This window comes from Lactiplantibacillus plantarum, from assembly GCF_014131735.1.
GTDB classification, from domain to species: Bacteria; Bacillota; Bacilli; order Lactobacillales; family Lactobacillaceae; genus Lactiplantibacillus; species Lactiplantibacillus plantarum.
Genome location: NZ_CP039121.1, coordinates 1,758,893 through 1,773,558, shown reverse-complemented (window position 1 = coordinate 1,773,558; position 14,666 = coordinate 1,758,893). Strand labels below are relative to the sequence as shown.

General features: G+C 46.8%; 11 protein-coding genes. 8 read left to right on the top strand and 3 right to left on the bottom strand.

Translation table 11 applies throughout. From position 1 onward, the window contains the following. Positions 1–27 precede the first annotated feature (27 nt). Positions 28–534 (bottom strand): MarR family winged helix-turn-helix transcriptional regulator, encoded by a 507-nt coding sequence (locus E5260_RS08190; RefSeq protein ID WP_003640615.1) that lies wholly within the window; start codon positions 532–534, stop codon positions 28–30. A gap of 174 nt (positions 535–708) precedes the next feature. On the opposite strand from E5260_RS08190, the gene E5260_RS08185 reads away from it, so the two are divergent. Both E5260_RS08185 and E5260_RS08180 read left to right on the top strand, forming a co-directional pair. Further along, positions 709–1,650, top strand: a complete 942-nt coding sequence (locus E5260_RS08185; RefSeq protein ID WP_003640614.1) for a daunorubicin resistance protein DrrA family ABC transporter ATP-binding protein — start codon at positions 709–711, stop codon at positions 1,648–1,650. Between the two features lie 14 nt (positions 1,651–1,664). Further along, on the top strand, positions 1,665–2,435 hold the full coding sequence (locus E5260_RS08180; RefSeq protein ID WP_003640613.1) for an ABC transporter permease: 771 nt from the start codon (positions 1,665–1,667) through the stop codon (positions 2,433–2,435). Between the two features lie 105 nt (positions 2,436–2,540). Here the strand turns inward: E5260_RS08180 and E5260_RS08175 are convergent, their stop codons facing one another. Further along, entirely contained in the window at positions 2,541–3,746 is a 1,206-nt protein-coding gene (locus tag E5260_RS08175; RefSeq protein ID WP_003640612.1) for an O-antigen ligase family protein, read from the bottom strand. 553 nt (positions 3,747–4,299) lie between these two features. Between E5260_RS08175 and E5260_RS08170 the strand changes: the two genes are divergently transcribed. From E5260_RS08170 to E5260_RS08150, 5 genes are all read left to right on the top strand, one after another. Continuing rightward, positions 4,300–5,007 carry a tRNA (adenine(22)-N(1))-methyltransferase gene (locus tag E5260_RS08170; protein WP_003644445.1) on the top strand — a complete coding sequence of 236 codons (708 nt, stop codon included), beginning with the start codon at positions 4,300–4,302 and terminating at the stop codon, positions 5,005–5,007. Next, complete coding sequence (locus tag E5260_RS08165; RefSeq protein WP_003640610.1) at positions 4,994–6,016, top strand: Nif3-like dinuclear metal center hexameric protein; 1,023 nt, start codon at positions 4,994–4,996, stop codon at positions 6,014–6,016. Before E5260_RS08170 ends, E5260_RS08165 begins: the two co-directional genes overlap by 14 nt. 38 nt (positions 6,017–6,054) lie before the next feature. After that, positions 6,055–7,293 carry a peptidase T gene (pepT, locus tag E5260_RS08160; RefSeq protein ID WP_003640609.1) on the top strand — a complete coding sequence of 413 codons (1,239 nt, stop codon included), beginning with the start codon at positions 6,055–6,057 and terminating at the stop codon, positions 7,291–7,293. A 116-nt stretch (positions 7,294–7,409) separates the two neighbouring features. Next, the gene (gene clpB / locus E5260_RS08155) at positions 7,410–10,013 is read left to right on the top strand and encodes an ATP-dependent chaperone ClpB (RefSeq protein ID WP_003644442.1); all 2,604 of its coding nucleotides are present in this window, start codon (positions 7,410–7,412) and stop codon (positions 10,011–10,013) included. A gap of 355 nt (positions 10,014–10,368) precedes the next feature. Further along, the gene (locus E5260_RS08150) at positions 10,369–10,509 is read left to right on the top strand and encodes a hypothetical protein (RefSeq protein ID WP_003640607.1); all 141 of its coding nucleotides are present in this window, start codon (positions 10,369–10,371) and stop codon (positions 10,507–10,509) included. A 159-nt stretch (positions 10,510–10,668) separates the two neighbouring features. Here E5260_RS08150 and E5260_RS08145 read toward each other — a convergent pair whose 3' ends face one another. Further along, complete coding sequence (locus E5260_RS08145; RefSeq protein ID WP_003640606.1) at positions 10,669–10,869, bottom strand: YjzD family protein; 201 nt, start codon at positions 10,867–10,869, stop codon at positions 10,669–10,671. 360 nt (positions 10,870–11,229) lie between these two features. Here E5260_RS08145 and dnaE point away from each other — a divergent pair, with 360 nt between their 5' ends. After that, positions 11,230–14,580 carry a DNA polymerase III subunit alpha gene (gene dnaE / locus E5260_RS08140; protein WP_003640605.1) on the top strand — a complete coding sequence of 1,117 codons (3,351 nt, stop codon included), beginning with the start codon at positions 11,230–11,232 and terminating at the stop codon, positions 14,578–14,580. Positions 14,581–14,666 lie beyond the last annotated feature (86 nt).

Here is a 14,666-nt window from a genome sequence, read left to right as displayed (position 1 = left end):
AAAAATGACGGGCAGGTGGCATATGATTTACTTTTTAAACTGTTTCAAGTACCGACTAGCAAATAATTTGTGAAACTTAACGCTCAAAGTCGGGTTGGCAGCGTCAATATCCGCATACATCGCGGTGGTAATTTTGGTTAACAAGGGTGCCAGTTGATCGAGCTCGTCGTCAGAAAGCGTATTGACAAATGGGGGGACCTCCTGGGCTGCGGATGCAATCTCTTTGCGACCAGCAGCCGTTAAGTTCACAAGGTTGACGCGGCGATCTTTGGTGGACTTGGATAAAGTGACCAGCTGACGATTGACAAGTTTATAGACGAACTCGCTCGTTGATTGCGGCGACATGCCAAGGCGACTTGCCAACTGTTTTTGTGAGAGGTGGTCCTCATCGGCTAGTGCTAGTAGAATCTTGCCCTGACCTTCAACAGTTATTCTTGGACGGGCCTGCTTGACAATGTCATCATAAATTTTGCTTAGTTGTTCGTACTCGGCCAATTTTCCGGCGACTAGTTCCGCCTTAATATTCGTTGTCACGATTGATCATTCCATTCGTTCTTTTCTTAAGTATACAACATTCTTTGGTATGCGGTACGTTAAGGTTAGTTGATTTTTAGATTGATGGTCAATAATTAGTCGTTGACAATTTAGTCAGGGGGCCTTAACATATATTTAGTCAGGGCACCTGATTAATTTGCGGGAGGTTTTAACTTGGATGAAGAAATGATGATTCAAATGACCCATGTTCAGAAGCGATTTGGAACGAAAGTCGCCGTTCAAGACTTGTCACTGCAAGTCCAACGGGGTGAAATTTTTGGCTTATTGGGTCCTAATGGTGCGGGTAAAACGACGGTCATCAGGATGATGACGACCCTATTGCGACAAGATGCTGGGAAAATCTTAGTCAATGGCTTTGATTCATTGTCGCAAGCCCGACGCGTTCGCCAGCAGTTTGGTTTGACCGGTCAAACCGCTAGTATCGATCAGGACCTGAGTGCGCGGGAAAACTTGCAGATTTTTGGGCGCTTGAATGGTTTAAGCCGTGCGGCGGCGAAGCATCGAGCGATGGAATTACTGACGGATTTTGATTTGAAGCATTCTGCGGATCACGTTTTGGCCACATTTTCTGGCGGGATGCGGCGACGATTAGATTTGGCGGTTAGCTTGATTGGTAAACCGGCCATTCTTTTTCTCGATGAACCGACCACGGGCTTGGATCCGCGGACAAGAGCGCAGATGTGGCAAGCGATTCGTCAACTGGTGGCCGATGGTTCGACTGTGGTGCTAACGACTCAGTACTTAGAGGAAGCTGACCAGTTAGCCGACCACATTGCGCTCATAGATCATGGCCAGTTAGTTGCCAGTGGGACACCCACCGCTTTGAAACAAACAGTAGGGGGTCAAGAGCTTGAATTGGAAGTCAGTGCGACGACGGCCGTCCCACCGGCTAAGGATATCTTACAAGTCATGCTCGGTCAAGATGTCCGTGTTGCGGAACGGACCCTAACAGTGCCGTTGGATACCGCTAACTTGACGCCGGTCACTGAAATTCTGATGCGGTTACAAGCTGCTCAAATCACGGTCACTAACTTTGCGATGCACGCGCCGTCGCTCGATGATGTGTTTTTTAAACTGACCGTGGGCACAAATTAGAGGAGGTCAAAGCGATGGAAATCAAACAACCAGCAGAGTTAAGTCATGTTTTGACAATGACGCATCGGAACTTATTAAAAATGTGGCATAATCCAGATAATGTTAGTGACGTGGTGATACAACCAATTATTTTTACCCTATTATTCGGTTACTTGTTTGGTGGGGCCATTGCGGGCAGTGTCCAGGCCTATTTACCAATGCTAGTTACCGGTATTTTGATTCAAAGTATTTTGAATGCAGCATCGGGATCCGGACAGCAATTACGTGAAGACATTAACGCGGGGGTGTTTGACCGCTTCAAGACGCTACCGATTTCACCGATCGTACCGTTAGCCGGTCAGTTAGTGGGGGATGTTTTCCGATTGCTTATTTCTGGCTTGATGGCACTGGTGACAGCTTTTATGATGGGCTGGCGACCCATTGTTAGTCCACTAGTATTGATCGGCGTTTTACTGCTGGCAGTATTTGTTGGATGGTCGCTTTCATGGGTCTTTGCTTTAGTTGGTTTAATGGTCAAAAATGCGGCCCTGATTGGCAGCCTGTCAATGATCATTATTTTAGTGCTGACCTTTTTATCTAACGCCTTTATTCCGACTAAGACGTTACCACATTTGTTGCAAACAATTGTCCGATTGAATCCGGTCAGTCTAACAATTACCGCGATGCGCACAATTTTGCGGACTGGCCATTGGGGGCCCGATGCATTTGGTGTACTGTTAAGTGGTTTCCTTATTATTGTGATTTTTATGCCGTTAACTGTGTTGGCATATCGCCGATTTGGTTAACGGTACGCTAAAAATAGTGTGTGTTGCGGCTTGATGACCGACAGCGCACACTATTTTTGAAATGGGGCATTACTGCCCGTTCGAAATTGATGGCGATGAAAAGTGTCAGATAAGTGGAGACTGATACTTGTGAGGGCTAATGATTGGCCGCAATTGTTGTTCGTGGTGCCAACAAGCGATAATGAGCAAAATAATAATCAATACTTGCATAGAAGATAAAACGAAGTCCGTCAATCCATAGGCTAGAATGATGGGCAAAGTCATCATAAAGTAACGCAAATTTGGCGTACGATACTGGTGCCAATATTTGGTTAAGTGCCAGCCACTGCTGAGGACTAAGTAAATAAAGCCGGCACCGCCTAGGATACCAAAAGAAGCTAGTAGCATGAGCAAAATATCGTGGGCGTGTGGGACGTAGGTTCCCGTCAATTGCAAATAGTGCCGGGCAAAGCCAAAATACGTCACGCCGAGGTACGGGGCTTGTTTGAAAACGGTGAAGCTGTTGTGCCAAATCGTCAAGCGACTTTGAAGCGCGGTGATGGTCGAAGCACTTCTGGGGAAAACGTGCCAGACAACTAAACTGCCAGCAATCAATATTGTTGTAACCAAAATGCGATGGTGACGGCAAAGCTGGTAAGTCGTCATGATCAGAATGGCTATCATGATCATGAGCCCTGTGCGCGATTTGGTTTGATAAATGCCCACACAAAGTAAGCCAACCAAAAACCAGTTTATGAGCGGCCAGCGCGTGAAGGGGTGAACGCTTCCATGACTTAACTGTGTCAATAGTAAGCCGAGGGCAATCAATAATAAACAGCAGGCATCATTTGGATTATAGGCGGACCCGAACAAGCGATTCTGATTAGCAGCATAGCCCCATAATAGGTCACCCAGCATGAACTTCAGCCACGTTGGTAATGTCAATACTTGGTTAAGCCAGTGGAAAGCAAAACCACTAATTGTAATATACAAGCCAAATTGGATGATAAATTTACGAAGCTCGTGCCAAGCAATCGACTGCGTGGACTCACGACACAACAACCAAAGATTGCCCAATACAAAAAGCATTAAGACAGACAGAATAACACTACGATAATCGTGGTGATTGAGATTGAGCGTCGTGATGCCCATTAATAGGACGATAAAACCTAGCAACGGGTCGTGCCGACTGAATTGTCGTGGATGTTTGAGTAACGCCAGCCATTGCCACCGGCTTAAATAAATCAGCCATCCGATACCTACCGGCGGCAGAATAGCTAATAATTTTAGGCCAGTCAAAAATGGCGACGTCGTTAAAAGACGTTTTCGCATGGTTAATCAAACTTTCTCTCATTAAATAATATGTCGCTTGCCAGTCGACATTAGCCATATTATGGCATGTCTGCCTGTCATCCAAACTTGCATTAATAGAATTTTAGTTAGTTTGAACAAAGCTTAGGGATTTTCAGGAAAATTTAACCAGCTGAATGCGTATTCACAGTGAAGCATGGTAAAATATGATTAGTAACGTACGGTGATACGGGTGCTATCCTGAATCACCATTGAAATGCGTTGGTTTTTAAGGTCAAAGATGATTGGCCAACAAAGGTCTAATCTAGTGTGCGACCTTTGTTCAGACTGCTAACTTCCAGGCCATTGGGTATTGCCATGATCTTAGTTGAACCTCGTTGGGTATTTCTGATAAAGAGCCGACCCGTAATTCAACGACCAGCACGTTTCGATTTTGGTGCATACTAAGGATAGCGAGTGACGTGCGTGGTTAGTTAAACTGAATAATTAAAACAATTGAACCGGGTGGATTTGACCACAACCACTGAAAGTTAGTCGTGTGGGTAAATCTTCCCGAATTAAAGGGGAACTGTATGTGGATGCAAAACAATTATCAAAACGATTAGCAACGGTTGGCGCTTTCGTTCAGCCGGGCGCCCGCGTGGCCGATATTGGGTCAGATCACGCTTATTTGCCAGCTAATCTCGCATTAAATCATCAAATTAGTTATGGTGTAGCTGGTGAAGTCGTCCGGGGGCCCTTTGAAAATGCGCGTCATGAGATTCAAAAACTGGGGTTAACGGATCGCTTAGTGGCCCGTCTAGCTGACGGTCTTGCTGCGATTGAACCAGCTGATCGTATTGATACGGTCACGATTGCCGGGATGGGGGGCCCTTTGATTCGCCATATTCTTGAACAGGGGCCGACCCAGCTCGCCGGTGTTCAACGGTTGGTACTCGAGCCTAATGTTGGTGAAGCGACCGTGCGGGAATGGCTGGCGGCCAATCAGTTTCAAATTGTAGCTGAACGAATTCTAGCTGAAGATGGCCATACTTATGAGATTCTTTGTGCTGATCGGGTTGATCATCAGGTGACGTATACGACGGCTGAACAGATGTTTGGCCCGTTTCTGCTAGCTGAGAAGTCGCCGGTGTTTATCGCTAAGTGGCAACGTGAGTTACAACGAGTAAATGCGGCGGTTGCGCAAATGCAACGGGCTAAAGTGATACCAGAGGAACAGTTAGCGCTGGCTCACGCTAAAATCAAATTGATTGAAGGAGTCTTGACGGATGCAAGCAAGTGAATTAATTGCGCGTTTTGAAAAATTTGCGCCACTCAAGTTGAAGTGGGAGCATGATCCCACCGGATTACAAATCGGCGATCCTCATCAGGACATCCACAAGGTGTTAGTTACCCTGGATGTGCGGCCGGAAGTTGTCCAAGAAGCCATCACGATCGGTGCTGACATGATTTTTGCTCATCATCCCGTCATGTTTCGACCGGCTAACAATCTTGATTATCAGGATCCTCAGAAAGCAATGTATGCAGAACTTGCAGCTCACCACATCTTGGTGTACGCGGCCCATACGAATCTGGACTGTGCTGAGGGCGGCATGAACGATTGGCTGGCGGCGGCCCTAGACTTGCAAAATGTGCAGGGGTTGGTTCCTGGGTATCGGGCACAGGCTGTTAAGTTGACTTTAACGGTACCGACCAATCAAGTTGAAACGGTACAGGAATACTTAACGAATACCGTGGGTGCCACGCTAGATCGTTACGGTGTCAACTCGGGTGAACAGTTCAGCGTCGACTTACTAGCCGATCAGATTCCAACTGCGGTAGCGGGCATTAATGACTTAGCCGCTGACACGTGGGATTACCAGGTCGTGCCACTGTTGTCTGGCGGTCATCAGTATTATATGGGCCGAGTCGGTGATTTGCCGACACCGTTATCAGCGCAGGCGTTTGCCGAACAGTGTAAGCAAGTATTTGGTGTCAGCGGCCTGCGACTAGTCAGTGCCGATCCCCGACAACGGATTACCCGTGTGGCCGTCCTGGGCGGCGATGGTGGTAAGTTCTATCCCCAAGCGTTGCGAGCAGGTGCACAAGCTTACGTGACCGGGGATGTCTATTATCACACCGGTCATGATATGCTGGCAGCCGGGTTGACGGTCATTGATCCAGGCCACCATATCGAGAGTATTTGTAAGTCACAACTCACTAAGCTGTTTGATCAGTGGCGTGTACAAGCTGGCTGGCCAATCGAGATTGTGGCGTCTCAGCTGAATACTGATCCGTTTACCTTCATCTAAGTTAATCATGAACTTTAATAAGGAAAGGAAGTTATCATATGTCAAAATATCCAAACTTAATTTCAGATTTTTTAACCTTTGTCAAAATTAATAGTCGTTCAGATGAGGAATCAACGACAATTCCTTCGTCACCACGTGAAACGGCCTTTTTAAAGCAATTAATGAGTAAGCTCACTGATTTAGGCTTGAGCGATGTTGAACAGGATGCGCAAAGTGCGTACGTTTTTGCGACGATTCCTGCGAATAGTGACAAAGCTGTTAAAACTCTTGGCTTTATTTCACATATTGATACGGCTGACTTTAACGCGGAAAATGTCAATCCACAAATTGTTGACAATTATGACGGTGAATCAGTTATTAAGCTCGGAAACGGGGACTATGTGCTGGATCCGGCGGTCTTCCCAAACTTAAAGAACTATGCTGGTCACACGCTGATCACAACTGATGGAACCACGCTGCTTGGAGCTGATGATAAGTCTGGCGTTGCTGAAATCATTAGTGCTGCGGAATATTTGTTGGCCCATCCTGAGATCAAACATGGCAAGATTCGGTTAGCTTTTGGTCCCGATGAAGAAATTGGGACTGGTGCTGATCACTTTAATGTGCCTGCCTTTGGCGCCGATTATGCCTACACCGTTGATGGTGGTCCGCTTGGTGAACTGGAGTATGAAACGTTCAACGCGGCCCAAGCGACGGTGACGATTACAGGTGTCAACGTTCATCCAGGGGAAGCTAAGGATAAGATGGTCAACGCCTTGCAGTTAGCCGTTGATTTTCAATCGGCGTTACCCGCACATGATGTCCCGGAACACACGGAAGGCCGTGAAGGGTTCTTCTTCTTGCTTAGTTTAGACGGGACCGTTGACAGCGCTAAGATGACTTACATTATTCGTGATCATGACCGCGATAAGTTCGAAGCACGTAAACGGTTATTTATGGCGGTTGCGGATCGGCTGAATTTGGCTGACGGTGTGGCCCGGATCAAGGTCGACATGAAGGACCAGTATTACAATATGCGCGAAATCATTGAAAAAGATATGCGGGTCGTTGAATTGGCCAAACAAGCCATGCTCAATCTCGGTATCACGCCAGCCATTTATCCGGTTCGTGGTGGGACGGATGGCTCCAAGATCTCATTTATGGGCTTGCCGACACCGAACTTGTTTGCTGGTGGTGAGAACATGCACGGTCGGTTTGAATACGTTTCAGAACAAGTGATGGCCCAAGCCGTGGACGTTGTCTTACAAATCGTTCAGGATAATTATGACCAGGACTAAATCCTTGACCTTGTTTGACCTTACGGGTTATACTCTAATAGTCAATAAAGGTCAAACAAAAATTGGCAGCTATGACGGCTGCCTTTTTGCTACCGTTTTTGAGGAGGTACGTAAATATGAATCCAGAACAATTTACAGAAAGTTTACAACAAGCCTTACAACAGGCACAACAAATCGCACAAACACGGCGCCATCAAGAAATTGGGGTGCCCCATCTATTTAAATTTTTAACGCAACCAGGCGAACTGGTTCGGCAGATCTTTAGTGAGGCCGGCGCTGATTTAGACCAATTACAAACAGAGCTCGACCGTGAGCTGGATGACATTGCCGTTGTTAGCGGTGGTAACGTTCAGTACGGTGGCAGTATGAGCAGTAGTCTAGCTACGCTGATGCAGGCTGCCGATGCTAAGCGCAAAGCGTTAGGTGATGATTACCTTGCGACCGACACTTTGGCTTTAGCGCTGATGGATCAAACTGGTGATCAGTTGACCAAATACTTGAATCAGCAAGGCATCATGGCAGGACAAGTCAAGAATGCCGTTGATCGTATTCGCGGGGGTCAACGGGTCACGTCACGTAATCAGGAAGATCAGTATCAAGCTTTGGAAAAGTACGGCGTCGACTTGGTTAAACAGGCGCGCCAGGGGAATCAAGATCCAGTAATTGGCCGGGACGAAGAGATTCTGGACGTTATTCGGATCTTGTCACGAAAGACGAAAAACAATCCTGTCTTGATTGGTGAACCGGGAGTTGGGAAAACGGCCATCGTGGAAGGTCTAGCACAACGAATTGTTCGTGGTGATGTGCCGGAGAACTTAAAAGATAAGACGTTGTTCTCACTAGATATGGGGTCTCTGATTGCCGGGGCGAAGTATCGTGGTGAATTTGAAGAACGACTCAAAGCCGTCCTCAAGGAAATCAAGAAGAGCGATGGGCAGATCATCATGTTCATCGATGAAATCCATAATATCGTTGGTGCTGGTAAGACAGAAGGCAGTATGGACGCCGGTAACTTGTTGAAACCAATGTTGGCGCGGGGAGAACTTCATTTGATCGGGGCCACGACGTTAGATGAATATCGTCAGTACATGGAAAAGGACAAGGCACTCGAGCGGCGGTTCCAAAAAGTATTGGTTGCTGAACCGAGTGTTGAAGATACAATCAGTATTTTACGTGGCTTAAAGGAACGCTTTGAAATCCATCATGGTGTTCGGATTCATGATAACGCCTTAGTGGCCGCTGCCAAGTTATCTGATCGTTATATTACGGATCGTTACTTGCCAGATAAGGCCTTAGATTTAGTAGATGAGGCTTCTGCTGAAATCCGGGTCGAAATGAACTCCAACCCAACGGAATTAGACCAAGTCAACCGACAATTAATGCGTTTAGAGGTCGAGGAAGCCGCCTTAAAGAATGAAACTGACGATGCCTCCGTTAAACGGCTAGCGGATGTGCAAAAAGAACTCGCCAGCGCAAAAGAAAAACAGCGGGCTTTATCCGAACGCTGGGACAGTGAAAAGAAGAGCCTCCAAGCGTTAAGCGACAAAAAGTCGGCGTTAGACAAAGCTAAGCACGACTTGGAAAATGCTGAAAATAATTATGATCTGGAACAAGCAGCTAAGTTGCAGCACGGGACGATTCCCAAGCTGGAACAAGAGTTGAAGGCCATGGAAGCCAATGATCATCATGAAGATTGGTTAGTTGAGGAATCCGTCACGCCAGATCAGATTGCAAACGTGGTTTCCCGGATGACAGGAATCCCAGTAGCCAAACTGGTTGCCGGTGAGCGGGAGAAATTATTACACTTGGCGGACCATTTGCATGAACGAGTGGTTGGTCAGGATGCGGCGGTCGATGCCGTTTCGGATGCCGTATTACGTTCGCGGGCCGGTTTGCAAGATCCTAATCGTCCCCTGGGTTCTTTTATGTTTTTAGGCCCAACTGGGGTTGGTAAGACGGAATTAGCGAAAGCATTGGCTGAGAATTTGTTTGACGCCGATGATCATATGGTTCGGATCGATATGAGTGAATATATGGAGAAAGAGTCCGTTTCGCGATTGGTCGGGGCGGCACCGGGCTACGTTGGTTACGAAGAAGGCGGTCAGTTGACCGAAGCTGTCCGGCGTAATCCGTACTCGATCGTGTTATTCGATGAAATTGAAAAGGCGCATCCAGATGTGTTTAACATCTTGTTACAAGTATTGGATGACGGTCGGTTGACGGATGGTCAAGGACGGACCGTCGACTTCAAAAATACCATCTTGATTATGACGTCGAACTTAGGATCAGAGTTGCTACTGGCGGGGGTTGATGACCAGGGTCACTTGTCGGCCGACACCCATCAACAGGTTATGCAGCTGGTTCAAAGTCGATTCAAACCGGAATTTTTGAACCGAATCGATGACATCATTATGTTCACGCCACTACAATTGGGCGCAATTGAGGAAATTGTGGTGAAATTGATTGATCGGTTGTCTGCCCGTCTCCAAGATCGTGAGATTACACTGAAAATTTCTGACGAAGCGAAGAAGTGGATCGCTAAGCAGGGGTATGAACCGGCATACGGTGCCCGGCCGCTCCGGCGCTTTATCACGAATCACGTCGAAACACCGCTGGCAAAAGAGATCATTGCGGGGCGCGTGGCACCAAAATCGACAGTCGCCATTAATTTGATGGACGATCACTTAGTCTTCGAAAACCAATCGACCCAGCCGGCATAAGCGTAATCACTGATTTGAACGCGTGATAATGCGTTTCAGTGACGATAATTGGGCCAATAAAAACTGGACCGTGAGCACCTTGCGATGCTCACGGTCCAGCTTCTTTTAGGCGGATTATTATTGTGACTTGGTTGAGCCTATGATTCTGGATGGCTTGATCGTGTAGGTGTGAGGCAGCTATCTTTGGTTTATGATGATGGTAGCCGCGCTTAGCTTCGGACGAGGGGGACCTTGCGCCCGTGCGTTTAACCTCATACTGAGAAAAGAGTTGTTACCGCCGACGCTGTCGTGTTAAGCTACTCCAAAATCGAGGAGTAAGCGAACATGGACGACGATCGTAAAAGGTTTGACCAGTATGCAAAAAATGAATCGAAAAATTAATGTACAACGTGGTTCTTTATCAGCGGCCGATTTGGCATTTTGGGCAGCAGCACAACGCGCAAAGCAGAAATATGCCAAAACGCTGCAAATGCTCAAAGCAAGTGATGGATCGTAAGCGTCATTAATCTGAATGTTAGGGTCGGGTATGTACCAGCATTCTAGTTGGCTGGCGCGTCAAGCACACAACAAAAAAAGACGAGTAACCGCAATCGGGATACTCGTCTTTTTTTGTTGTGCTGAGACTAAGCGAAGCAAAGCCTCTGGTTGTTTTTAATTACTTATTATCTGAACCTTTAGCGGGTTGGGAATGATTAGTAATATAAGTGATGCTGTTGACCACGATTAGCGCAAAAATTGCGGCAACGATGCCAATTTCACCAGGATTATAGGAGAGTTGTTCGAGGGCGCCACCGATATAGCCGATGACTTCACCGAAGAGGACACTCCAAAAGATAATCGTAAGTTGTCTCATCATTTTCCGACACCTCCCAATGAAAATTATTTTAACACACCGACAGGAAAAAGCAATTAGGTAATAACGGGATATTAAGGCTTTAATTAGGCTGATATAATTACGACGAGACGGCGGTGAAACCCTAGTAAACATAACCGTGCACGTTATCTGATGACTTAAAACTGCCGCTTAGAACAACTGTTTGGTATAATGAATAGTAACGAATATATCTGAGGACAAGATTGGTCATCAACTGGCATTGAATAGACTGGTAAATTCTTTGTTTACCCATCAATTGGGAGCGGGCTTGACGTAGCTGATCTGATGTTACGTTTTCGATGCGAGTTGAAAGCTGATATTTTATGAAAGGGGGCGGCGATAGTGGCACAATATGTTCCATTGCAAGTATTGAGTACTTTTAGTTTACTTCACAGCACTAGTACAGTTAGTGAGCTAGTCCAAACTGCCAAGCAACAGGGGTATTCCGCGTTGGCTTTAACAGACGTTGATATCATGTACGGTATTGTTGATTTTTATAATGCCTGTCGCCAGGCAGAAATTACCCCGATATTGGGAATAACATTGAACTTATTAGGGCGTGAACTAACGGCGCAAACGTTTAGTCTGGTCGTGCTTGCGAAAGATCAAGCTGGCTATCAAAACTTGATGCGGTTGTCGACGATGAAGCAGACGGCGACGGATGCAGGATTGTCGCTAACAGCCGTATTACCTTATTTGAACCATTTAATGGTCTTAACCCCGGCTAAAGACAGTGAACTAGCTGCGCTGTTGTTACAAAACACCGCTGAGCGAGCTGCTGATTGGATTACCACGCTGAGGCAGGTGGTCGATTCTGCTAGCCTTTACTTAGGGATTTCCTTGGATCAGGCCCCTGCGTTGCGAACAACAATGACGGCCTTTGCGCAACAGCATCAATTGCCGGTAGTTGCGTTAGATCCAGTCGACTATGTCCAAGCAAAGGATTACTTTGCCGTTTCAGTTTTGCGAGCAATCGATCGGGGCCAACAGATCGAACAGCCCGAATCGTTACAAGGTATCGAAGGCAGTCACTACTTACGGCCGGCCAACACCGTAACGGCTGACTATGAGCAACTGGGATTGACGACGGCGGTGGCGGCTACGGCCGAAATTGCGGCACAGTGTCAAGTTGAATTACAATTTCAACAGCCACAGTTGCCGCAATTTCCAACGCCCGCTGGACAACCAGCGAACGTTTATTTACGGCAGTTATGCACGGCTGGTCTAACGGAGCGATTGGCGGCAATAACGCCGTCGGTTGATCAGCAGGCTTACCAGGACCGTTTGGATCACGAACTGACCGTGATCGATCAGATGGGCTTTGATGATTACTTTTTGATCGTGTGGGATGTCATGAATTTTGCGCATGAGGCCCAGATTACAACTGGACCTGGGCGAGGTTCTGCAGCAGGCTCATTAGTTGCTTATGCACTCAATATTACGGATGTCGATCCCTTAAAATATGACTTGCTATTTGAACGTTTCTTGAACGCTAAACGGGCGAATATGCCAGATATTGACTTGGATATTCCAGATAATCGCCGTGAACAGGTACTTAATTATGTTCATGATAAGTATGGTCATGACCGCGTCGCACAAATCATTACGTTTGGGACCTTGGCAGCAAAGCAAGCACTGCGCGATGTTGGCCGTGTGTTTGGCCTCTCAACTTACGAGATGAGTGACTGGAGTGCCGCAATCCCAAACCAATTGCATATTACACTTGACCAGGCCTACCAGGGCTCACAACGGTTACAAAACCTCGTTGCTGATTCATCTAAAAATAAATTATTATTTGAAACAGCTCGCCGTTTGGAAGGGTTGCCACGACATTATTCAACACACGCGGCTGGGGTGGTATTAAGCCAAAAGCCATTAATTCAGATCGTACCACTACAAGCAGGTAGTGAAACTATGATGATGACCCAGTATACTAAGGACACTGTTGAAGCGGTTGGTTTGTTAAAGATGGATTTCTTAGGATTACGGAATTTGTCTTTGATGGCAAGTGCGCTACATTATGTGCAGCGTCAAACTGGCAAGCCACTGGCTATTACTAAAATCGATTTGAACGATCCAGCGACCCTGAAATTATTTCAGGCGGGCGACACGACCGGAGTCTTCCAATTTGAATCGGCGGGAATTCGAAACGTGTTACGGCGTCTGCACCCGGATAACTTTGAATTGGTCGCCGCGGTCAATGCACTTTACCGGCCGGGGCCCATGGAAAATATCGACCATTTTATTGCCCGCAAACAAGGCCAAGAACCGGTCAGTTATCCGGCGGAACAACTTGCGCCCATCTTAGGACCAACGTACGGTATTCTGGTCTATCAAGAACAAGTCATGCAAGTCGCCGCGGTCATGGGTGGTTTTACACTAGGTGAAGCCGACTTATTGCGGCGGGCGATGAGCAAGAAAAAACGTGCTGTGATTGATAAAATGCGGCAACAATTTATCGCTGGTGCACAACAGAATGGTTATTCCGAAGCAGTTGCGACACAGGTTTATCAATATATTGAACAATTTGCGAACTATGGTTTCAACCGCTCACACGCGATTGCCTACAGTAAGATGGCTTTTGAACTTGCTTACTTGAAAGTCCATTATTCCGGAGCGTTCTTTACCTCATTGATGAATTCTGTGTTGGGCAATGGAACGAAGCTGAAACAGTATCTAGCGGAAGCTCGTCAGCACCAAGTGGCGATTATTCCCCCGGATATTAATCGGAGCGGTCAATACTTTGATTGGAATGGTCAAGCCATTGTGTTTGGACTCAGCTCAATCAAAGGGTTGCGCCGTGACTTTATTGCGAGTGTGTTAGACGAGCGGCAGGCGAACGGACCGTTTAAAAGTCTTCAGCAGTTCATGCAACGGATTGACGCGAAGTGGCTCAAAGCCGATTTGATGGATGCACTGATCTATGCGGGGGCTTTTGACCACTTTGGTTTGAACCGTGCAGAGCTACTGACCAGTGTGCCTGAATTGATGTCAAGTGCCGAGTTAGCCGGTGGCAGTATGAGTTTATTTGAATCATTAGCCCCTAAGATCAAAAAACAGCCGGAGCTTTCGTTAGGTGAGCGATTGGCCAAAGAAGCGGAGTATCTTGGTGTGTACGTTTCAGGGCACCCTGTGGAAACGTATGATTGGCTCGCGCAACAACGACATACACAATTAGTCAGCACGCTCACGAGTGAACAACCGGCACAAATACTGGTCTATATTACTAAGGTCCGAACGATTCGGACCAAACGTGGTCAACCAATGGCATTCGCAACGGGAAGTGATTTGTCCGGCGAAATTGACTTGACGATTTTTCCCAATACCTATCAACGGATTCAGGCGGAATTGAAACCAGAAGCAATCGTGTTAATTACTGGTAAGGTCGAGCAACAGCGGGATTTGCAAGTGATCGTAAACACCTGGCAGTTGGCGGAACAATTACCCAAACCAACCGGCCAACTCTTTTTGCGGTTGCAACCTGAGCAAGCAACGGCGACTGTGCAAAAGGAAATTTTAAGGATCTTAAGTCAATATCGAGGTCCTAATCCAGTTCTAATTTACTCGGTAGCAGCACATCGAACGGTTGAACTAAATTCACAGTATTGGGTCGCAGAAAATCCAGATTTGGTTGGAGCGCTTACAACCTTATTAGGTCGCGATAATGTGGTGATGAAGAACGCTATCCCTTGATACGACGGCGTTTTTTAACGCATTTAATTTTAGAAAATAACAGACAATCCACGTGAAAAGTGTTAGAATCACTTATGGAGTTACGA